Source organism: Corynebacterium renale, from assembly GCF_002563965.1.
Taxonomy (GTDB): domain Bacteria; phylum Actinomycetota; class Actinomycetes; order Mycobacteriales; family Mycobacteriaceae; genus Corynebacterium; species Corynebacterium renale.
Genome location: NZ_PDJF01000001.1, coordinates 1,992,389 through 2,012,649 on the forward strand (window position 1 = coordinate 1,992,389; position 20,261 = coordinate 2,012,649).

The 20,261-nt window shown below is 54.3% G+C and carries 19 protein-coding genes; 1 reads left to right on the plus strand and 18 read right to left on the minus strand.

All coding sequences use genetic code 11. The features are described from left to right. Window positions 1-9 precede the first annotated feature (9 nt). From ATK06_RS09330 to uvrA, 18 genes are all read right to left on the minus strand, one after another. A complete protein-coding gene (locus ATK06_RS09330) occupies window positions 10-186 on the minus strand; it encodes a Trm112 family protein (protein ID WP_048381322.1) in 177 nt (58 codons plus the stop codon). Between the two features lie 65 nt (window positions 187-251). Further along, a complete protein-coding gene (gene argH, locus ATK06_RS09335) occupies window positions 252-1,685 on the minus strand; it encodes an argininosuccinate lyase (protein WP_098389236.1) in 1,434 nt (477 codons plus the stop codon). Then, window positions 1,686-2,885, minus strand: a complete 1,200-nt coding sequence (locus tag ATK06_RS09340; RefSeq protein WP_048381320.1) for an argininosuccinate synthase — start codon at window positions 2,883-2,885, stop codon at window positions 1,686-1,688. Window positions 2,886-3,027: 142 nt separating this feature from the next. Continuing rightward, complete coding sequence (gene argR, locus ATK06_RS09345) at window positions 3,028-3,546, minus strand: arginine repressor (RefSeq protein WP_272913505.1); 519 nt, start codon at window positions 3,544-3,546, stop codon at window positions 3,028-3,030. A 42-nt stretch (window positions 3,547-3,588) separates the two neighbouring features. Continuing rightward, window positions 3,589-4,554, minus strand: coding sequence for an ornithine carbamoyltransferase (gene argF / locus ATK06_RS09350; protein WP_048381319.1), 966 nt, complete (start codon window positions 4,552-4,554; stop codon window positions 3,589-3,591). Beyond that, complete coding sequence (locus ATK06_RS09355; RefSeq protein WP_098389237.1) at window positions 4,547-5,785, minus strand: acetylornithine transaminase; 1,239 nt, start codon at window positions 5,783-5,785, stop codon at window positions 4,547-4,549. The genes argF and ATK06_RS09355 overlap by 8 nt, the downstream gene beginning before the upstream one ends. Next, the gene (gene argB, locus ATK06_RS09360; protein WP_048381315.1) at window positions 5,785-6,726 is read right to left on the minus strand and encodes an acetylglutamate kinase; all 942 of its coding nucleotides are present in this window, start codon (window positions 6,724-6,726) and stop codon (window positions 5,785-5,787) included. The genes ATK06_RS09355 and argB overlap by 1 nt, the downstream gene beginning before the upstream one ends. 44 nt (window positions 6,727-6,770) lie before the next feature. Next, window positions 6,771-7,925 carry a bifunctional glutamate N-acetyltransferase/amino-acid acetyltransferase ArgJ gene (argJ, locus tag ATK06_RS09365; RefSeq protein WP_048381313.1) on the minus strand — a complete coding sequence of 385 codons (1,155 nt, stop codon included), beginning with the start codon at window positions 7,923-7,925 and terminating at the stop codon, window positions 6,771-6,773. Window positions 7,926-7,976: 51 nt separating this feature from the next. After that, a complete protein-coding gene (argC, locus tag ATK06_RS09370; protein WP_048381311.1) occupies window positions 7,977-9,029 on the minus strand; it encodes an N-acetyl-gamma-glutamyl-phosphate reductase in 1,053 nt (350 codons plus the stop codon). 111 nt (window positions 9,030-9,140) lie between these two features. Next, window positions 9,141-11,660, minus strand: a complete 2,520-nt coding sequence (gene pheT / locus ATK06_RS09375; protein WP_098389238.1) for a phenylalanine--tRNA ligase subunit beta — start codon at window positions 11,658-11,660, stop codon at window positions 9,141-9,143. An 84-nt stretch (window positions 11,661-11,744) separates the two neighbouring features. Continuing rightward, the gene (gene pheS / locus ATK06_RS09380; protein ID WP_098389239.1) at window positions 11,745-12,803 is read right to left on the minus strand and encodes a phenylalanine--tRNA ligase subunit alpha; all 1,059 of its coding nucleotides are present in this window, start codon (window positions 12,801-12,803) and stop codon (window positions 11,745-11,747) included. A gap of 150 nt (window positions 12,804-12,953) precedes the next feature. Further along, window positions 12,954-13,169 carry a TOBE domain-containing protein gene (locus tag ATK06_RS09385; protein ID WP_048381328.1) on the minus strand — a complete coding sequence of 72 codons (216 nt, stop codon included), beginning with the start codon at window positions 13,167-13,169 and terminating at the stop codon, window positions 12,954-12,956. Between the two features lie 66 nt (window positions 13,170-13,235). After that, the gene (locus ATK06_RS09390) at window positions 13,236-14,096 is read right to left on the minus strand and encodes a TrmH family RNA methyltransferase (RefSeq protein ID WP_048381308.1); all 861 of its coding nucleotides are present in this window, start codon (window positions 14,094-14,096) and stop codon (window positions 13,236-13,238) included. A 102-nt stretch (window positions 14,097-14,198) separates the two neighbouring features. Then, a complete protein-coding gene (rplT, locus tag ATK06_RS09395) occupies window positions 14,199-14,582 on the minus strand; it encodes a 50S ribosomal protein L20 (protein WP_048381306.1) in 384 nt (127 codons plus the stop codon). A 58-nt stretch (window positions 14,583-14,640) separates the two neighbouring features. Next, entirely contained in the window at window positions 14,641-14,835 is a 195-nt protein-coding gene (gene rpmI / locus ATK06_RS09400; protein ID WP_048381304.1) for a 50S ribosomal protein L35, read from the minus strand. A 35-nt stretch (window positions 14,836-14,870) separates the two neighbouring features. Next, entirely contained in the window at window positions 14,871-15,416 is a 546-nt protein-coding gene (infC, locus tag ATK06_RS09405; RefSeq protein ID WP_083986167.1) for a translation initiation factor IF-3, read from the minus strand. A 289-nt stretch (window positions 15,417-15,705) separates the two neighbouring features. Then, on the minus strand, window positions 15,706-16,422 hold the full coding sequence (locus ATK06_RS11125; protein WP_143341414.1) for a hypothetical protein: 717 nt from the start codon (window positions 16,420-16,422) through the stop codon (window positions 15,706-15,708). An 88-nt stretch (window positions 16,423-16,510) separates the two neighbouring features. Next, a complete protein-coding gene (gene uvrA, locus ATK06_RS09410; RefSeq protein WP_048381301.1) occupies window positions 16,511-19,351 on the minus strand; it encodes an excinuclease ABC subunit UvrA in 2,841 nt (946 codons plus the stop codon). 269 nt (window positions 19,352-19,620) lie between these two features. On the opposite strand from uvrA, the gene ATK06_RS09415 reads away from it, so the two are divergent. Further along, window positions 19,621-20,223: an MBL fold metallo-hydrolase gene (locus tag ATK06_RS09415; protein WP_048381298.1), complete on the plus strand. Its 603-nt coding sequence runs from the start codon at window positions 19,621-19,623 to the stop codon at window positions 20,221-20,223. The last annotated feature ends 38 nt before the right edge of the window (window positions 20,224-20,261 follow it).

Sequence of the window (20,261 nt, forward strand, 5' to 3'; positions counted from 1 at the left end):
CTTTCAGGCCTATTTCGCTGGCCAGTCAGTTGCTTCATCAATGAGGAGGACCGGGATACCGTCGTCAATACGATAGGCACGTCCCAGGCGCTCGTTTACCAGGAGGTTTTCTTCCTCCAGATATCGCAGTGGGCCCTTATCTTGTGGGCAGGCCAAAACCTCAAGCAACTTAGGATCAAGACTCATGCCCTAGATACTACAGACCCGCGCAAACCTTTGTCTGCGCGGGTCTGTAGCCGGTAAGTAGGTTTTTAGGAGCGAACAGGGGTCGATGCCCACTGTTTGTATTCGCTGTTCAAAACGTCTACTCGTTCGCGTTGTTCAGCAACGCGAACCCCTGCCGTACCACCGTGAGTTGATCGCGATGCGACGGCGCCGTCAATCGTGAGCACTGTACGCACCTCGGGAGTCAAGCGCTTATCGACGCTCTGAAGTTCCTCGTCCGTCAAGTCGATGAGGTCAACGCCCCGGGACTCAGCAATCCGGACACACGCGCCGGAAGCTTCGTGGGCTTCCCGGAATGGAACTCCCTGACGAACCATCCATTCAGCCAAGTCAGTAGCAAGCGTGTAACCGCGTGGTGCAAGCTCGCGCATGCGGTCTTCATGGAAGGTAAGCGTGGACACCAAACCTGTCAACGCCGGCAGGAGCAGGCTGAGCTGCTGGACAGAATCGACGATGGGCTCTTTATCTTCCTGAAGGTCACGGTTGTAGGCCAAGGGCATTGCCTTTAGCGTGGCCATCAGACCTGCAAGATTGCCGATGAGTCGTCCGGTCTTGCCACGAACTAACTCCGGTACGTCTGGGTTCTTCTTTTGTGGCATGATTGACGATCCGGTCGACCACGCGTCGTCAAGAGTGACGTACCCAAATTCTGGCGTACACCAGGCGATAATCTCCTCAGCGAGGCGTGACATGTCAACTGCAATTTGCGCCAGAACATATGCGGTTTCTGCAGCAAAATCGCGTGAGGCGGTTGCGTCGAGTGAGTTCTCGGCGGCTGCGTCGAAACCTAGTTCTTCAGCAATCGCATCAGGATCCAGATGAAGGGAACTACCAGCCAACGCGCCGGACCCGTAAGGCGAGATAGCTAGACGCTTGTCGAGGTCCTGCAAACGGTTGATATCGCGCAAAAGTGGTTGGGCGTGTGCCAACAGCGAATGGGCCAGAAGAATTGGCTGAGCTGCCTGGAAGTGGGTCTTACCTGGCATGATTGCATCCGGGTGTGCTTTCGCTTGCGCGGAGAGAGCTGCGACCAAATCCGTGACGTCAGCTGCGACACCACGGATGGCGTCGCGAACCCACATCCGGAACAATGTTGCAACTTGGTCATTACGGGACCGGCCGGCACGCAGGCGCCCGCCGACTTCGGGCCCAACACGCTCGATGAGACCACGTTCCATGGCCCCATGAACGTCTTCGTCCGATGGTGCTGGCTTGAAGCTTCCGTCCGCGACGTCTTGGCCGAGCTGATCCAATCCCTCGAGCATCGTCTCAAAGTCAGCGTCGCTGAGAAGACCAGCCTTGTGTAGCACTCTGGCGTGAGCTTTTGAAGCAAGGACGTCGTAGGGTGCTAGCACCCAGTCAAAATGGGTGGAAACGCTGAGCGCAAACATTGCCTCGGAAGGACCACCGGAGAAACGCCCGCCCCACAAAGCACCTTCGTTAGTTCCGTGTTTCTGCATTTACTGCGCCTCGCGGTCGCGCTTATTCGCGATCTTGGAGGAGAGGCCGTGCAACTGCACGAAGCCCTTTGCCAAGGTTTGGTCGAAGGTATCGCCAGTGTCGTAGGTAGCCAGGTTGAAGTCGTACAGCGAGTGGTTGGAACGACGACCGTTGACTGTGACCTTGCCGGCATGAAGCACAATACGAATATCGCCTGTGACGTGCTCCTGAGTGGAAGCAATGAAAGCGTCGAGGGAACGCTTCAGCGGACCGAACCATAGGCCGTCGTATACCTCTTCGGACCAACGAGCTTCGACGAGTCGCTTGTAGCGTGCGAGTTCACGTTCTAGCGTTACGTCTTCCAATGCTGAGTGCGCAGTAATCAGAGTGATAGCACCAGGTGCCTCGTAGATTTCGCGGGACTTGATGCCTACTAGACGGTCTTCAACCATATCCAGGCGGCCTACACCTTGCGCGCCAGCGCGACGGTTGAGTTCCTCAATAGCTTCGAGAACAGTGACAGGACGACCGTCGATAGCTACTGGCTTGCCAGACTCAAAGGAGATGACCAGTTCATCTGGGGCGTTACCCAGAGCTGGGTCTTCGGTGTAGGCGTAGATATCCTTGGTTGGGGCATTCCATAGGTCCTCGAGGTAGCCTGTCTCGATTGCGCGACCCCACACGTTTTGGTCGATGGAGAATGGAGACTTCGTGGACTGCTCAATAGGAAGGTCAATTTCTTCCGCAAACGCGATGGCTTTGTCGCGGGTCCACGCATAGTCGCGTGCAGGCGCGACAATCTCGAGCTCGGGGGCGGTATCCATGAAGCCGACCTCAAAGCGCACCTGGTCATTGCCCTTACCGGTGCAGCCGTGTGCAACGTGGGTGCCACCGAATTCCTTTGCAGCCTCTACTAGGTGCTTAACGATTAGTGGACGGGAGATTGCGGATACCAAAGGGTATTGCTTCATGTACATGCCATTCGCCTGAATGGTTGGCAAGCAGTACTCGTTAGCGAACTCGTCCTTGGCATCGATCACGACTGCCTCTGCCGCGCCACAATCGAGTGCACGCTGGCGAACCGACTCCATGTCCTCGCCACCCTGACCAAGATCGAGTGCTACAGCGACAACGTCGCCTTCGAGCATCTTGCCCAGGTAAGGGATAGCAACTGAGGTATCCAGGCCACCTGAATATGCCAGAACTACACGATTAGACATCTTTTCTCCTTGTACAAATCTTTAAGTTTGAGTGTGCCTGTTCGTCTCCGCCGAACAGGCTTCGCATTGGTGCACTCGCTCGGTAACACCTTACCGCTTCCCCACCTTTCTTTGGAGGTCAGGGGTCGCACGTATGCGATGGTTAGTTTCTTTTTCGATTCACTACATCTACGGATATATCTCCGCGGAGCACATCCCAAAGTTCAAGCCCCGTTAGAGGCTCTCTGGCAAGCGCGAAAATTGTGTCATCACCAGCAATACAACCGACGACTTGATGTACACCTGCACGGTCAATGATGCTTGCCAAATATTGCGCAGCCCCAGGTGGGGTTCTCACTACTAGCGTGGCACCGGAGGAATCAACTGCCACGACAAGCTCCTCAAGCATGCGCCGAAGCTTTGCCATCGGACCGGAGTTTGTTGGCTCGGCGTAATCAATCTGTTCGTCGAGCACGTAGTAGGCCTTACCTTCACGCGGTTTAAACTTTCGGGCGCCAAGTTCATCTAGATCGCGCGATAAAGAAGCTTGCGTGATTGCGATTCCTTGGGACCGTAGAATCTGTGACAGTTGCTGCTGACTATGCACTGCCTCATGGCCTAAAATTTCCACAATCATAGCCTGCCGTGCTGTCCTGCTGGGCGCCGTGAGCGTAGTGCTCAATTCACCCTCAGCGCTGCTCGGTGTTGAGTAGTGTGTGCCCACTTACGCCTCCGGCTGATGCGCAAGTAGCCAGACTAGAAGAGCTTTCTGCGCGTGAAGACGATTTTCAGCTTCGTCAAATACACGAGAACGCGGCCCGTCGATAACTTCAGCAGCAACTTCTTTACCTCGATATGCGGGCAGACAATGCAGGAAGATTGAATCTTCGCCTGCGCGCTGCATTATTTCTTCCGTAACTTGATACGGGCGGAATGGTGTTTCACGGTCTAGGCCGTCAGCTTCCATCCCCATTGAAACCCACGTATCTGTGAGAACCACATTTGCGCCTTCGACATCATCCACATCGGCGCTAACTAGAATCTTGGCACCCGTCATGTCAGCTATGGCGTGTGCTCGGTCCACGAATTGCGCTTGTGGCTGGAATCCTTCAGGGGCAATGATTGAGATGTTCATCCCGGCGGTAGCGCAACCAATAAGGTACGAATTTGCCATGTTGTTGTTACCGTCACCGAGATAAGCCATAGTCTTACCACGCAGGCCAGCCGGCCCTTCTTCGGGGCACAAGTTCTCGATGCACGTCACCAAATCTGCCAAAATTTGGCACGGGTGAAGGTCATCTGACAGTGCATTAACAATCGGGACCGTCGCCGTTTCTGCCATATCAAGCAAATTCTGGTGAGCGAAAGTACGCCACACAATGGCTTTCACAAAGCGGGAAAGAACTGCGCCAGTGTCTTGGTACGTCTCGCCTTTACCCATCTGTGAATTTGCGGTTTCAGTAACAATTGCATGACCGCCTAATTGAGCGATGCCAGCGTCAAAAGAGAATCGCGTGCGGGTTGAGGTCTTATCAAACAGAACAGCAACGGACTGAGGACCAGCTAGTGGTTGCTGTGAGAAAGGATCTTTCTTGAGCTCTAAGGCCAAAGAGAGAACCTCGGCTTGTTCTTCTGGGGTGAGGTCGTCGTCTGCGAGAAAATGGCGAACGCCTGTCTTCGAATTAATCATTCTTTTTTGCATCTTTCTTTACATCGGTAATCGTAGCTTCAAGGCGATCTAGCCCTAGTGTAATTTCCTGGTCAGTAATCACTAGAGGCGGGACAAAGCGCAACACGGTGTCACTTGGTGCGTTGAGAATTACCCCGTGTTCCCAGGCCTTATTCACGATTTCCTTGGCAAGAGGCTGATTGAGTACCGCTCCCAACATGAGACCACGGCCTCGGACGCTGTCTACAAGATCAATTGTCGACAGGCGCTTTCGCATTGCGTCCCCGGCTTCTTGAACACGTTCTAAGAAAGTGTCATCAATCGTGTGCAAAACTGCGTTACCCGCTGCACAACACACTGGATTGCCGCCAAAAGTGGTGCCATGATCTCCAGGTTCAAGCAGTTTTGCCGCATTGCCTCGAGCCATACAGGCTCCTATCGGAAGGCCTGCTCCGAGTCCTTTGGCCATGGTGATGACATCTGGAACTATGTGTGCAGCTTCGAAGCCGAAGAACTGTCCCGTTCGACCGATGCCGGTTTGCACTTCATCGACGACTAGTAGGATTCCGTACTCGTCGCATAGTGCCCGTAGACCTTGCAAAAATTCTGCATCAGCTGGAATGACTCCGGTTTCACCTTGGATTGGCTCCAGGAAGATTGCAGCAACGTCGCCGGCATTGATTTCTACAAGTTTGGTCACATAGTCCAAGTCGTTGTAGGGGTAATACTCAACTCCGGCGGCGACGGGCTCGAACTTCTTCCGCTTATCGGGCTGCCCCGTCAGCGCCAAAGCGCCCATAGTGCGGCCGTGGAAGCCCATCTTCGCTGCCAAGATCCGTGAACGCCCTGTGGCGCGAGCTATCTTGAATGCAGCTTCATTGGCTTCCGCGCCCGAATTGCAGAAGAAAACGCGTGCAGTGTCGCTAACTTCATCTTTGCAAGGAACTTCTTGTGCGGCTTGTACAAAACGTTTAATCAGCTGGGCACCGAGTTCAATGACTGGCGGTGAAGCCAAGATATTGGATACATGAGCAAGTTGTGCAACTTGGTGTGAAACTGCTTCCACGACAGTCGGATGCGCATAACCCAAGGAGTTGACGGCGATACCACCAAGGAAGTCAATGTAATCATCCCCAGTGTCACTGTATAGCGTAGCCCCTTGGCCTTTGACCACTTTGAGAGGCGGTGTCCCGTAGGTGTTCATCAGAACATCTGACCATAGCGAAGTGTGGTTGTGCTCAGCGGTAGTCATTAGTCTTCTTTCTTCCTGAATGCAGTGCTATCGGGGTAATGTGCGCGGTTGAAGTCATTCGGTAGGACCATGGTTCCAATACCACCCATGGTCAATAGTTCTAGAATGACTGAGTGAGGTTGGCGGCCGTCAATCACGTGTGCTGCCCGCACTCCACCTTCGACTGCCTGCAGGCATGCTTCCATTTTAGGAATCATGCCTGAATCAAGTCCTGGCATGAGTTCTCGCAATGCATCGATTTCAATCCGCGAGACAAGAGATTCTGTTCGTGGCCAGTCTGTGTATAAACCAGCAACATTAGTAAGCATGACAAGGCGTTCGGCATCGAGCGCTGTGGCTAAAGCACCAGCTGCGGTATCAGCATTGATGTTGTAAATTTCTCCGTCTTCACCAGGAGAAATCGTAGATACCACCGGGATGCGTCCCGCTTCGATAAGATCTGTTAGAGACGTAGGATCGACATTGGTAATTTCACCGACCAGGCCGACATCAACGAGTTCGCCATCTTCATAAACCGCCTTCTTTTTAGCGGTAAAAAGTCCAGCATCCTCACCTGACGTACCTACAGCATAAGGGCCGTGAGAATTAATTAGGTTGACCAGCTCACGTCCGACCTGGCCGAAAAGAACCATTCGGATGATCTCTATCACTTCTGGCGTCGTGACTCTGAAGCCACCTCTAAATTCGGTGGGAATACCTACCTTCTGCAGCATGGCGGTAATCTGCGGACCACCCCCGTGGACGACAACGGGTTTTGCCCCAACTGTTCGCAGAAGAACCATGTCTGCGGCAAACGCTGCTTTGAGTTCTTCATCGATCATGGCGTTTCCGCCGTATTTGACCACTACTACTTTGTCTTGAAAAAACTGGAGCCACGGCAATGCCTCAGCAAGAACTTCGGCACGCATTGCGCTGTTCAAAACCGGCGGATGTATTTCCATAATTTCCTTCAATTCAACGTCTGCGACACAGACGGCTAGATCCTTTAGCTGCTGTAAGCCGAATTAATTTCGACGTAGTCATGGGAAAGATCTGTGGTCCGCACGTGTGCATCGCCGGGACCGCCAGTCCCGAGGTCAATGTGTACTTCGATCTCTACACCGCTGAGGTCCACGTCACGCGCGCCGGGGACAGCGGTTGATTCTTTGCACACAGCGTGACCGTTAAAACTTACGGCAATATTTTCTGCGTCCATATCCGCGTCTGCCATGCCAACAGCTGCGAGCACTCGCCCCCAGTTGGGGTCTGATCCAAACATGGCACATTTAAACAAGTTGTCGCGGGCCACGGTCCTAGCCGCATTCCGTGCTTGTACATCGCTGGTGGTACCGGTAACACGCACCGTCACTCGCTTAGTTACTCCCTCGGCATCCGCTTGCATTTGCTCTGCGATGTCTTTGCACACTGAGTAAATTGCTTCCTTGAATTCAGTGGCGTCGGGCTCAATACCGGAAGCACCCGAAGCAAGGGCAATAACGGTGTCGTTAGTTGAGGTTGAACCGTCAATATCAATCGCATCGAACGTCGATGGTGTCGCGTTCTTGAGCGCTCGGTCTAAGGTTTCACTACTGACGACAGCATCGGTGGTGATAAGCACCAGCATGGTGGCCAATGATGGTGCCATCATGCCTACGCCCTTCCCCATAGCGGCAACGGTCCAGCCATCTGCTTGATAAGACGCTTCTTTCTTGACCGTATCAGTAGTCATGATTGCCTCAGCAGCGTCTTCACCGTAGTCGCCTAAGTTGCTAGTCAGGGACGCTATTCCAGAGCGAATATTGCTCATCGGAAGTGGTTCACCAATGAGACCTGTGGAGCACACACCGACCTCTTGCTTGTGCACCTCTATTGCGTCTGCGACCAGCTGCTGCATCTCGCGCGCATCGTTGACACCGGGAGCACCCGTGCAGGCGTTCGCGTTGCCAGCGTTGTAGACCACAGCTTTTAGTGTGCCGTGAGCAACAGCCTCACGGGTCACTTTAACTGGGGCGGCGAAAACCCGATTTTGTGTGAACACAGCAGCCGATGCCCACTGTGGACCATTGTTGACCACTAAGGCCATGTCGGGGTTGCCGGATGGTTTAATTCCTGCAGCTACAGCAGATGCGGTGAAGCCCTTGGGCGTTGTCACAGATGCCATGGGTGCCCTCCTTGTTTAGATGCGTTGTTTGAGCGTGGAAATTCTTACGGTTTAGGGTGCCAGACCGATGAGTGGGAGCCCAGCGGTTTCTTGGAAATCAAGTGCAAGGTTCATGCACTGAATCGCTGCGCCGGCAGTTCCTTTGGTCAGATTGTCAATCGCTGCAGTGACAAGCAAACGTCCTGCGCGTTCATCGACCGCCACTTGCACTTGGCATACGTTCGCCCCCGCCACGGACTTAGTCTGCGGTTGCAGCCCGGCGGGCAGCAAATAAACACACGATTCATCCGCGTAAGCTTCAGCGTAAACACGCCGTACGTCTTCTTCAGTATGGGCCCCATTAAGCGGAGCGCTTGCGACCGTGAGAATACCGCGAGTCATCGGCGCTAAGACGGGCGTAAAGCTAACACTCACCGATTTTCCAGAGCTAACCTGCTCGAGATTTTGGATGATCTCGGGCACATGACGATGCACTCCCCCAACCCCATAGGCTTTGACTGAACCTATAGTTTCAGCACCGAGCATGCTTACCGAAGCTTTCTTGCCTGCTCCGGATACTCCGGTAATGGATGTCACGGCGAAGTCAGGCTCCACAATCCCTGCCTGGACGGCCGGATACAGGGAAAGAGAGGCGCCCGTCGGAAAGCATCCCGGAACCGCAATACGGTGAGCACCGCGCAATTGGGTACGGTTACCTGGCAGTTCCGGCAACCCGTAAGGCCAGCTACCAGCATAATCGTGCGAATCAGCGTAATACCTGTCCCATTCTTCCTGTGACTTCAAGCGGAAATCCGCGGCACAGTCAATGACCACAGTGCTATCCGGGAGTTGCTGCGCCAATTCCATCGAATGGCCATGCGGCAAACACATAAATACGACATCGTAGCCTTCCAGGATAGACACAGAGGTAGGTTCCACTGTCTTATGTGCCAACTCTGGAATATGAGGAAGCAAGCTACCCAGTGTGTTCCCAGCATTAGAGTTTCCTGTTACGGATCCTAGTTGCAGGTTCCCCGCAACATATTCTGGGTGCGAAAGCAGGAGGCGGAGAATCTCCGCGCCTGCATATCCAGATACTCCTGCAATTGCAACTGTTTTTGTCATGCTCCAAGACTACTCTTTATGCATTTGATTGCAAATTATGCACACATACGGGGGTAGATATACAGAAACCCGGTTGCTATAAACCGCAACCGGGGAAATAAAAGTGGGATACTATCCGCGCATTTCAGCGCCCACTACCTCGCGGGCATGCTTCGCAGCCTCGAGGCGAGCCTCATTAGCTTCTTCATCTGTCAACGTTCGATCTTGCGCACGGAACAGCAAGGAGAAAGCCAAGGACTTTTTGCCTTCGCCCAAGGAGTCCGAGCGATAGATGTCGAACAACTCCACGTCTTCGAGCAAGTCTCCGGCACCTTCAGAGATCAGCCTACGAACCTGCTCAGCGGGAACTTCCTCATCAACAATGAGCGCTAAATCCTGGTGCAAGGCGGGGAACGCAGACAACGTCGGGGCTGGGAGAACTTCGTCGAAAACCACGGCGGTGAGATCTAGCTCCATCGCGCACACGCGAGCCGGCAAGCCTAGCCGGGCGATAACCTGCGGGTGCAACTCGCCGGCATAACCAATGATTTCTTCACCGACACGTAGTTGTGCGCATCGACCCGGGTGCCACGGCAACTTTTCACCTTGAGCTACCTCAAGTTCAACACCTGCTGCGCGCGCTACCACGCGGGCCGATTCAATTGCATCAGCGTAGGTGTATGGCCGTCCTTCGCCCCAGGGACCACTGTAATCCGTTTCACCAGTACCGACTGTAACCACGTGCAGAGGTTGTTGCGGCAAAGAATCTACAAGCTCCGTGATGTCAGCATCGCTTGGACGTGAAGAAACGTCGGGCATCGGCGACTGCGCCGCACCAGCGAACGCAACCTGCTGGATACCGAAGAGCTGCATATCTTTGCGTCCACGTGCAACATTTCGCGCAACTGAATCCAGCATCGACGGCAACAGCGTCGTACCGATAATGCCATAATCTTTTTCCAAGGGATTCTGGACGACAACTGCTTGTCGACGACGATCATCCGCATCCAGACCCCAGACATCAAAGGTATCGTTAGCGATGAACGGCGTTGGCAGAACTTCAGCGTAACCGTTGTAAGCTAGCGCATGCCCAACTGCCCGGCGACGCTTCTGCTGCGGAGACAGCCCACGACCGCCCACAGGGGTAGGCAGGATAGATGGAATACTCTCCAGACCTTCGAGGCGCAATACTTCTTCTACCAAGTCAACCTTCACTGAAAGGTCGCCACGCCACGTTGGTGGAGTGACTTTGAGCAAGTCACCAGCGCCTCGTTCCACCGTGCAACCGACTTCCTCCAAGCGGTTAATCACAGTGTCGGCAGGATATTCAACACCTGCTACTTCGGAAGGGAAATGCACGTCCATCTCGATCGGAGCAGGTTCAGGGATGCTGCCAATGAGAGTGCGTCCGGCCGCTACTTCACCACCTCCGAGTTCAGCCAGCAGAGTTGCCGCTAAGTCCAGCGAAACCTCTACCAGTGCAGGATCAACTTCACGCTCGAAACGTCGCGAAGCCTCCGACGACAACTTGTGCCTCCGGGAGGCACGGGCCACCGATAGTGGGTCCCACGTCGCGGACTCTAGGTATACGTTCGTTGTGGCGTCCGAAATTTCAGAGGTGTTTCCACCCATGACGCCGGCGATGGACTGGATGCCGTTGTTATCGGCGATGATGACGTCGTCATCGGATAGCTCACGGTCAACGTGGTCCAAGGTACGCAGCTTCTCCCCTGGCTTTGCCTTGCGGATATGCAGGCCACCTGAAATCTGATCTGCGTCGAAGGCGTGCATAGGCTGCCCAAGCAGGAACATTACGTAGTTGGTCACGTCAGTCGCCAGGTTGACTGGGCGGGCACCGCATTTCAGCAATTGCTCCTGCATCCAGTACGGGGATTCAATACTTGGATCAATTCCCCGAACAGCTCGCAGACCGAAGCGACGAGTCTGCGTGTCGTCATCGATGGTCACATCAAGAATTTCACCAGACACAGCGGGGACGTTAATGCTGTGGCCAGCGGCTTCGGGGTTAGCAGCGACGTCGACAAGCGTGATATTAAACGCCGAGGCCAGCTCTCGGACCATGCCTCGAGCAGACAATGCATAGCCACGGTCTGGAGTGACGTTGACGTCGAAGATCGTGTCGTTAAGACCTAGGAAGTCCCGTGCGTCATCGCCGGGGTTTAAACCGAAGGCAGAAGAGTCTTTGCCCAGGTTAATGATGCCGGTTGTCTGCTGTGAGGCAAGCCCGAGCTCAGCAGCCGAGCAGATCATGCCGTTAGACATGTGGTCGTAGGTCTTGCGGGCTGCGATCGCAAATCCTCCAGGCAAGACTGCCCCAGGAAGCGAGACAACTACATAGTCGCCCTCCGCGAAATTGCGAGCACCACAAACAATCTCTTGAAGTTCGCCCGTGCCGTTAGCTTGCCCCACATCAAGGTGGCAGAAACGAATAGGTTTCTTGAAGCCGGTTAGCTCTTCAATGGTTTCCACCCGGCCAATAACAAGTGGTCCGGAGGTTTCCTCAATGGCCTCATAGCCTTCGGTCTCAAAGCCTACGCGCACGAAACCACTATCTAAATCCTCAGCAGAAACAGACCAGCCGGGATTCGCGTGGCCCAAGATTCGGGTAACCCAGTTTTGGGAAATCAACATGGTTAAAACACCTTCAAATAAGAAATATGGCTGTTTATAGACGATCTGGCGCTGCCCCTGTTGTGCCGCGCCACTGGAGACTTCTTAGGCTTGAATGCCGAATGGCAGGGAGAAGCGGATGTCGCCTTCGACCATGTCGCGCATATCAGACAGTCCATTACGGAATTGAAGTGTACGCTCGAGCCCCATTCCGAATGCGAAACCCGAATACTCCTCGGGGTCCACGCCTACCGCACGGAGAACAGCAGGGTTGACCATGCCACAACCGCCCCATTCAATCCAGCCGGCGCCACCCTTCTTATTCGGGAACCAGACATCAACCTCAGCAGAAGGCTCCGTGAACGGGAAGTAGTTGGTGCGCATACGAGTGTGAGTATCAGGGCCGAATAGTTGCTGCGCCAAGTGGTCCAAAGTGCCACGCAAATGGGCCATGGTGAGCCCCTTGTCTACCGCCAAGCCTTCTACCTGGTGGAATACCGGGGTATGGGTTGCATCCAGTTCATCGGTACGGAACACACGTCCTGGGCAGGCAATGTACAGTGGCACATCACGTTCGAGCATGGTGCGCACCTGGACTGGAGAGGTGTGCGTGCGCAGGATTTGGCGAGAGCCTTCTTCACCAAGGTAGAAGGTATCCTGCAGAGTACGTGCCGGATGGTCCGGGATGAAGTTCAGAGCATCGAAGTTGAAGTATTCGGCTTCGAGCTCGGGCCCTTCTGAAATCTCCCATCCCATGCCGACGAAAATGTCGGCGATCGTCTCAGACAGCGTGGTAATTGGGTGCAGCGCACCAGTCTGACGGCGAGTAGTAGGAACGGTTACGTCCACTTTCTCTGCCTCTAGGATTTCCGCGTTTCGCTTCTCCTCGAGTTCGGCTTTAACTTCACCGAAACGTTTTTCAACCTTGCCACGCGCCATGTTCACCAAACGACCCGCGTCTTTCCGCTGTTCTTTCGGAATACTTCCCAGCGATCGGCGCGCTTGTGGGATGGGAGCGGCATCGCCAAGGTGATCGTGACGGGCCTGCGCTAATTCATCGAGGTTGGATGCAGACTCGAATGCGTTAATAGCAGCCGATGCTGCTTCCTCTAACGCCTGTTCTGTCAGCTCCACTGGGGCGCTATTTGCGGTGTTGTCCTGCACCTGTATTCGACCTTTCTTATCTGGCGTGTGGCCTTCAACTCTTCGCTACTGCATATCTGGATGCTTCTACGATGCTAAACAAATATACCCGTTCCACCATCGCGCGGTGGAACGGGTGCATATGTTTAGCTGGTACGAGCCAAACTATTATTAGTCGTCGATGCCAACCATGACTTCGCTGGACTTGATAACGGCGATTGCTGGCTTGCCCACTTCCAAACCAAGCTCCTCGATGGAACGGTTGGTGATGGAAGCAGTCACTTCCTGTTCAGTGCCATCGAGCTTAATGGTGACCAGACCATTAACCGCACCTTCTTCAATTGCAGTTACAGTTCCGCGAAGTTGATTACGTGCTGAAAGTTTCATGGCTCCTATGGTAGCAACAGATTCGTGGACGAGTTGATGCTTATCGACGACCACGGGAAACGCCTCTTAGTCCTCCCCGAAGCCAGCGGAGTCGTCCTCTCCCAGCGCTGTCTGCTTATCAGCGCGCGCCTGCACGCGCGCGGACTGGTACAGGCAAATTGCGGAGGCCGTAGCTAAGTTCAGGGACTCGGCACGGCCTCGAATCGGGATGCGTACGCGGTGATCAGCCTGAGCCAGGATTTCTTCGCTAAGCCCATGCGCTTCATTACCAAAGAGCCATGCCGTTGGCTGGGCAAGAAGTTCGTCAGCATCGTCGAGGTCTACTTCCCCATCAGCCGCGGTTGCCAGGATCGTCAGGCCGGCGTCGCGAAGCTGTCCGAGCAGCCGATAAATATCACGATCACGGGCAACAGGCAGGTGAAACAACGATCCAGCTGAGGCACGGACAGCTTTAGAACTTTGAGGATCAACGGTGTCACCGGCAAAAATGACTGCATCAGCCCCCATGGAATCCGCGTTGCGAATGAGGGTACCTGCGTTACCAGGCTCAGAAGTTTGGACCGGGACGCTCACCAGACGCGGCTTCCGTAGCGCTTTGGGAACGGACCACAAGACTGGTTCACACACCGCGAAAATACCTTGTGGCGTAACCGTGTCCGATAGCAGCTTCGCAGCTTTATCGGTGATTGGATGAACATAGACGTTGAGGTACCCGGCAGTACGCAAAACTTCCTCATACCGGATAGCTGCATCTTCGGTAACGAAGACGTCGGTGGCTGCACCTGTAGAAACGGCTGCCTCCACGGAGTTTTCACCTTCAACGATGAATCGCTTTACTTTCCTGCGCTGTGCTGCCCGGTGCAGTTTCGAGGCGTTAACGACGCGTGGGGTGCGTTCGGTGAAAGCATTGTCAAAGTCAAGGTGCATGAGTTCAATCTAGCAAACCAGTTTTCTGGCGGTGATACGCGTCAACCCCACTTCCACGATGGAAAGTGGGGTTGATTGTTTCCGGCGTGTGCCTAGGCTGGTTTAGGCAGCCTTTGGAGCGTTGACGTCCTCTGGGAGTGCGTTCTTCGCTGCTTCGCAGATTGCGGAGAAGGTGTCAAAGTCATTGACAGCCAGCTCTGCAAGGATCTTGCGGTCTACATCGATCTCAGCGAGCTTGAGGCCCTGGATGAGACGGTTGTAGGTGATGCCGTTCATACGAGCAGCAGCGTTGATGCGCTGGATCCACAGCTTACGGAACTCGTTCTTACGCTTACGACGATCGTTGTAAGCGTAGGTCATCGAGTGCAACCACTGTTCCTTAGCCTTACGGTAGAGGCGGGAACGCTGGCCACGGTAACCCTTGGCGGACTTCAGAATATCGCGACGCTTCTTCTTGGCGTTTACTGACCGCTTAACTCGTGCCACGGTGATACTTCCTTAATTTATCTTTGAGGTTGATAAGGGGTGGGGTTGAACGGGTGGCTTATGCCTTACCCAGCAGACGCTTGACGCGCTTGGTGTCTGCCGGTGCCACGTCAACGGTGCCCTTCAGGCGACGGGTGCGGGTCGAGGGCTTACCCTCGAGCAGGTGACGACGGCCTGCTTGCTCACGGCGCAGCTTGCCCGAGCCGGTGATCTTCACGCGCTTCGCGGTGCCCTTGTGGGTCTTCTGCTTCATGCCTGATCCTTAAACTTGTGAGGGGAAACTGTTGACTACTTCTTGCCCTTGTTACGCACTGGGCCAAACACCATGGTCATGTTGCGACCATCTTGTTTAGGCTTGCTTTCTACGACGCCGTACTCGGCGACGTCGTCAGCAAGACGCTCAAGGAGGCGGTAACCAAGCTCCGGACGCGACTGTTCGCGACCACGGAACATGATGGTGACCTTCACCTTGGACCCTTTTTCAAGGAAGCGGATCACGTTGCCACGCTTCGTCTCGTAATCGTGCTGATCGATCTTGGGACGTAGTTTCTGTTCCTTGACGACAGTCTGCTGCTGATTGCGACGTGCCTCACGAGCTTTCTGAGCTTGCTCGTAACGGTACTTGCCGTAGTCCATAATCTTGCAGACCGGCGGTTTAGCGCGAGCTGCGACCTCAACCAAGTCGAGGTCAGCTTCCTCGGCGAGCTTCAACGCATCCTCAATTCGGACAATGCCGACCTGTTCCCCACTGGGGCCTACGAGGCGAACCTCGGGGACTCGGATACGCTCATTAATACGAGCTTCAGCGCTGATTGTGAACTCCTCAAGTTGCAGAAATAGTGGTTAACGTACCGCGCTACACCTGAGGGGACCCCCGCAACAAAAAACCTGCTCCCTACGACTAAGGAACAGGAATACATGTTGCTACCGGTATTTCTACCGATGTGACCTTTAACCAACCTTGTGTGGCGGCGTGAGGTGGGATGTACTCCTCTTGTAGCCCTGACGCGTGTGCGCCAACGGGCGGTAGTGATAGATATGATACACACTCACCGTCGGGTATGCAAATTATGTTATCCCCACGCTACGAGGCGTCATCCCGAGCTACTCCTACCGTTGAGCTTTACCGATGTTCTAAATAGACAACTGCATTGTCTCCACCTGTGCAAACATATGAATCACGATCGCGGTAACTACACCTCATGTCATATGCCAGTTGCGTAGTAGGTGAATTCACCTTGACTGCAACAGTGCCGGACTGACCTCGATTCAATTCCATTGCTATCGCGGTGTTTTCCGCAAAGCCACACGTGGTGTTTTCAGAGCCTCGGTAAATCGCAAAAACTCCAGTGAGTCCGCATGGTTGAGCGTCGGTAGGCACCTGAAATTGAGAAGTTGGCGCCTGGGAACGTGGCGCAGAGGGTTCCTTGTCAGGCAACCGCTGCTCAGGAGCCGGCTGTGAGGCTTCCACGACGGTTGTTTCTTCAACGATGACCGTTGTCGTCACTGGAGCCGTCTTGGCGCCTGACCCCTGAGATGGTGTGAGAAATTGGGTGTACACAAACCACGCCAAAACTATTGCGCCGACGATAAGCAGCAAGAATATGACTACAGTCTTCCATGGGTTGGATTGACGCTGAACCGGACCGTGAGCAACATGTTCCGCATAGCCCGCTCCTCCTTCGACCGGACGGCCTGAAAAGTTCTGGTGCGCGGCAGGCGTGCCATATTGCTGACGAGTCAATCCGGCGTAACCATCGTCCCACGTGTTGCCCATCCGCGGCGGATCGTCCGGGACATCAACGCGAGGAAGCGATTGAGTATCGTCGTCTTTTTCCATAGCCATCACCCTAGTGGGCCAATACTGTTGACCACAATAGGAACATTAGTTTCGCACGGTACCTAAATACGACTCTTTTGAGAACCTCCTAGAGCATTTCCGCGAGGAATTGTCCGGTATAGGAGCCCTTGACTTTAGCCACATCCTCAGGGGTTCCCTGTGCCACTACTGTGCCGCCTCCGGCGCCACCTTCTGGCCCCATGTCGATGATCCAGTCCGCACACTTAATCACATCCAGGTTGTGCTCGATGATGATGACTGAATTGCCCTTATCTACGAGTCCTTGAATCACCAAGAGTAACTTGCGAATATCTTCGAAGTGCAACCCAGTTGTGGGCTCGTCCAAGATGTAGATTGTTCGCCCATTAGAGCGTTTCTGCAGTTCCGATGCCAACTTCACGCGCTGGGCTTCACCGCCGGAAAGCGTCGTGGCTGCTTGGCCGAGGCGAACGTATCCCAAACCGACCTCGACGAGCGTGTTGAGGAAACGATGGATCGATTGGATGGATTCGAAGAATTCAGCGGCCTCGCCAATAGGCATGTTCAGCACTTCGGCAATGTTCTTGCCTTTGTACTTGACCTCAAGGGTTTCACGGTTATAGCGCTGGCCTTGACACACTTCGCACGGCACATACACGTCCGGCAAGAAATTCATCTCGATTTTCAGCGTGCCGTCGCCTTGGCAAGCTTCACAGCGCCCGCCTTTGACGTTGAATGAGAAGCGCCCTGGTTTGTAACCACGCACCTTGGCCTCGGGCGTTTCCGCAAAAAGATTGCGAATCTTGTCAAAGACGCCCGTGTACGTAGCCGGGTTGGAGCGTGGCGTGCGGCCGATTGGCGACTGGTCCACCTGAACAAGCTTGTCCAAGTTGTCGAGGCCGTCAACGCGACGTGCCCGTCCTGGCACCTGCCGGGCGCGATTGAGCTCGTTGGCAAGCACCTTAGCCAGAATCTGGTTGACCAGCGTCGATTTACCTGACCCCGAGACACCGGTCACGCACGTAAGGACTCCCAATGGGAACGTAACGTCAATGCCTTTGAGGTTGTTTTCCCGTGCGCCGACAACCGTCAGGCAACGATCTTTATCAATGTCGCGACGATGGTCTGGCACGCCAATCTTCTTTTTGCCCGACAGATAGGCGCCCGTCAGCGAATCCTCTGCTTCAAGTAAACCCTTTGGCTTTCCTTGGTAAACGATCTCTCCGCCGTATTCGCCGGCACGCGGGCCCACGTCGACAATGTAATCTGCCTTGCGAATCGTATCCTCATCGTGCTCGACCACAATGAGCGTGTTTCCCAAATCTCGGAGATTCTCCAAGGTCTTAATAAGCCTCTGATTGTCTCGCTGGTGCAGCCCGATGGATGGTTCGTCCAGAACATAGAGAACGCCAGCAAGACCGGAACCAATCTGAGTCGCTAGTCGGATACGCTGGGCCTCACCACCAGATAGGGTCCCTGCGGCACGATTAAGTGTGAGGTATTCCAAGCCGACGTCGAGTAAGAAGTGAAGGCGCGCTTGGATCTCCTTGAGGACTGCACCGGCGATAATCTCCTCGCGGTGGCCAAGCTTGAGATCGTCGAGATATGCCGAGGCATCCACAATGGACAGCTCGGTAAGACCTGCAATACTAAGTTCTCGACCTTCCTGGTTGCTCAAGCGAACTGCGAGAATTTCTGGCTTGAGGCGGGTACCACCGCATGTTGGGCATGGAATCTCACGGGTGTACGCAAGATAACGCTCCTTAGCGTGTTCGCTTTCTGCTTGTTCGAGTTTGCGGTGGAGGTATCCTTTCACGCCTTCGAATGGTGCTGTCCACGAGCGTTGGCGGCCGAAGCGGTTTTTGTAGCGCACGGACACCTTTGTCGAAGTGCCGTTAATCAGCGCTTTCCGGTCTTTAGCGCTCAGTTCTGAATACGGCGTCTGAGGATCGAATCCAAGCTCCTTTGCCAGAGCCTCAATCAAGGTGAAGAAGTACTTTTTATTAGGGCTAGAGTTCCAGGGCTGCACCGAGTTGACTACTGGGGCGTCTGGGTCCGGGATCAGTAGGTCTTCATCGATTTCGATGGTGGTGCCCAACCCGTCGCAGGCAGGGCACGCGCCGTAGGGGTTGTTGAAGGAAAATGAACGTGGCTCGAGCTCATCAATGTCCAAAATGTGGCCGTTCGGGCAAGCCATTTTTTCCGAGTACGGGATGAACCGGTTTTCTTCCCTCTTTACGTAATCGATGACCACGAGGCCGTCGGCAAGCTTTAAAGCAGTTTCCACAGAATCCGTCAAGCGCTGCTTCTGTGAATCCTTGACCTGGAGGCGGTCCACGACCACGTCAATATTGTGCTTAATCTGCTTTTTCAGCTTCGGCGGGTCGGATAGCTGGTACGTTTCCCCATCCACGTTCACACGAGCAAAACCTTGGGAAGCCAAGTCCTCAAAAAGATCGACAAATTCGCCTTTTCGGGTGCGAACCACTGGCGCCAACACCTGAAATTTTTCGCCCTCTTCGCCAGCAAGTACGGAGTCTACGATTTGCTGCGGAGTCTGACGCGCGATTGGTTCGTCGCACTTAGGACAATGCGCGGTACCTGCGCGAGAGAAAAGGAGTCGGAGGTAATCGTAGACTTCAGTGATGGTGCCTACGGTCGATCGCGGGTTGCGGTTAGTAGACTTTTGGTCGATGGAAACCGCTGGTGAAAGCCCTTCAATAAAATCTACGTCTGGCTTGTCCATCTGGCCAAGGAACATACGCGCATAGGACGATAAAGACTCAATGTACCTGCGTTGGCCTTCGGCAAAGATGGTGTCAAAGGCAAGCGAAGATTTACCCGAGCCAGATAAACCAGTAAAGACGACCATCGCGTCGCGCGGTAGGTCAACGTCTACTCCCTTGAGGTTATGCTCGCGTGCTCCACGTACTATGAGGCGTTCTGCCACGATATTTTTCCTTAAACTTCTGTTGTAGTGCACGTTCTCGACGCGCGTGCTTTATCAATTAATGCGGACGCCAACCACCGGATGCGGAGTTCCCGACCATCCAATCGCGATGGCGATATCCTGCCCAGGATACGCCACTGCCTCACCGACTGCAGCCGTCTATAACTACCTGTGCAACGTCGACTCCACAGTTACCCTTTCGAACATACCAACGAAGTGCACGAATTGCATGCACATCATCAAAAGAAACGAATCGCTACAGTGGTGGCATGGCTCAAGAACTAACACTCCATTCTGTATCCGTCTCCGAGATGGACAACAACTGCTACCTCCTCTGCGGCGATGGCGAAGGTTTGCTTATCGACGCTGCCGACAACGCCGACAAGCTACTGACTATGGCAGAAGACGCGGGCGTGAAAATTACTAAAGTACTGACTACCCACCGGCACGCAGACCATACACGCGCGCTAGAAGAAATCCTAGAAAAGACGGGCGCTACCCACTACGCCCCATTTCTTGATAGCCCTGCGCTGCCAGCCCCAGTGGACGTCGAGCTTGACCACGGGGAAGTAATTACGCATGCAGGTGTGGAACTGCCGGTTATTATCCTTCGTGGCCACACCCCTGGCGGGGCTGCAGTTTCGACTGTCATTGATGACACGCCTCATATTTTCGTAGGCGACAGCCTCTTTCCCGGCGGCCTCGGCAAGACCACGTCCGATAGTGACTTCGTACGCCTATTTAACGACGTCAAGACTCGAATCTTTGACGAGTTCCCCGATGAGACCATCGTTCACCCAGGCCACGGCGCTTCAACTACGTTGGGGGCGGAGCGCCCTCACTTGGAGACCTGGTGGGAACGCCGCTGGTAAACCTGACATACCTTGTATATCTTGTGTCCCTTACCACC

Bases quoted from the DNA above. Each gene is read 5' to 3' on its own strand.
- ATK06_RS09330 (WP_048381322.1), bottom strand. From the start codon at position 186: ATGAGTCTTGATCCTAAGTTGCTTGAGGTTTTGGCCTGCCCACAAGAT.
- argH (WP_098389236.1), bottom strand. From the start codon at position 1,685: ATGCAGAAACACGGAACTAACGAAGGTGCTTTGTGGGGCGGGCGTTTC.
- ATK06_RS09340 (WP_048381320.1), bottom strand. From the start codon at position 2,885: ATGTCTAATCGTGTAGTTCTGGCATATTCAGGTGGCCTGGATACCTCA.
- argF (WP_048381319.1), bottom strand. From the start codon at position 4,554: ATGATTAATTCGAAGACAGGCGTTCGCCATTTTCTCGCAGACGACGAC.
- ATK06_RS09355 (WP_098389237.1), bottom strand. From the start codon at position 5,785: ATGACTACCGCTGAGCACAACCACACTTCGCTATGGTCAGATGTTCTG.
- argB (WP_048381315.1), bottom strand. From the start codon at position 6,726: ATGGAAATACATCCGCCGGTTTTGAACAGCGCAATGCGTGCCGAAGTT.
- argJ (WP_048381313.1), bottom strand. From the start codon at position 7,925: ATGGCATCTGTGACAACGCCCAAGGGCTTCACCGCATCTGCTGTAGCT.
- argC (WP_048381311.1), bottom strand. From the start codon at position 9,029: ATGACAAAAACAGTTGCAATTGCAGGAGTATCTGGATATGCAGGCGCG.
- pheT (WP_098389238.1), bottom strand. From the start codon at position 11,660: ATGTTGATTTCCCAAAACTGGGTTACCCGAATCTTGGGCCACGCGAAT.
- ATK06_RS09385 (WP_048381328.1), bottom strand. From the start codon at position 13,169: ATGAAACTTTCAGCACGTAATCAACTTCGCGGAACTGTAACTGCAATT.
- ATK06_RS09390 (WP_048381308.1), bottom strand. From the start codon at position 14,096: ATGCACCTTGACTTTGACAATGCTTTCACCGAACGCACCCCACGCGTC.
- rpmI (WP_048381304.1), bottom strand. From the start codon at position 14,835: ATGAAGCAGAAGACCCACAAGGGCACCGCGAAGCGCGTGAAGATCACC.
- ATK06_RS11125 (WP_143341414.1), bottom strand. From the start codon at position 16,422: ATGGAAAAAGACGACGATACTCAATCGCTTCCTCGCGTTGATGTCCCG.
- ATK06_RS09415 (WP_048381298.1), top strand. From the start codon at position 19,621: ATGGCTCAAGAACTAACACTCCATTCTGTATCCGTCTCCGAGATGGAC.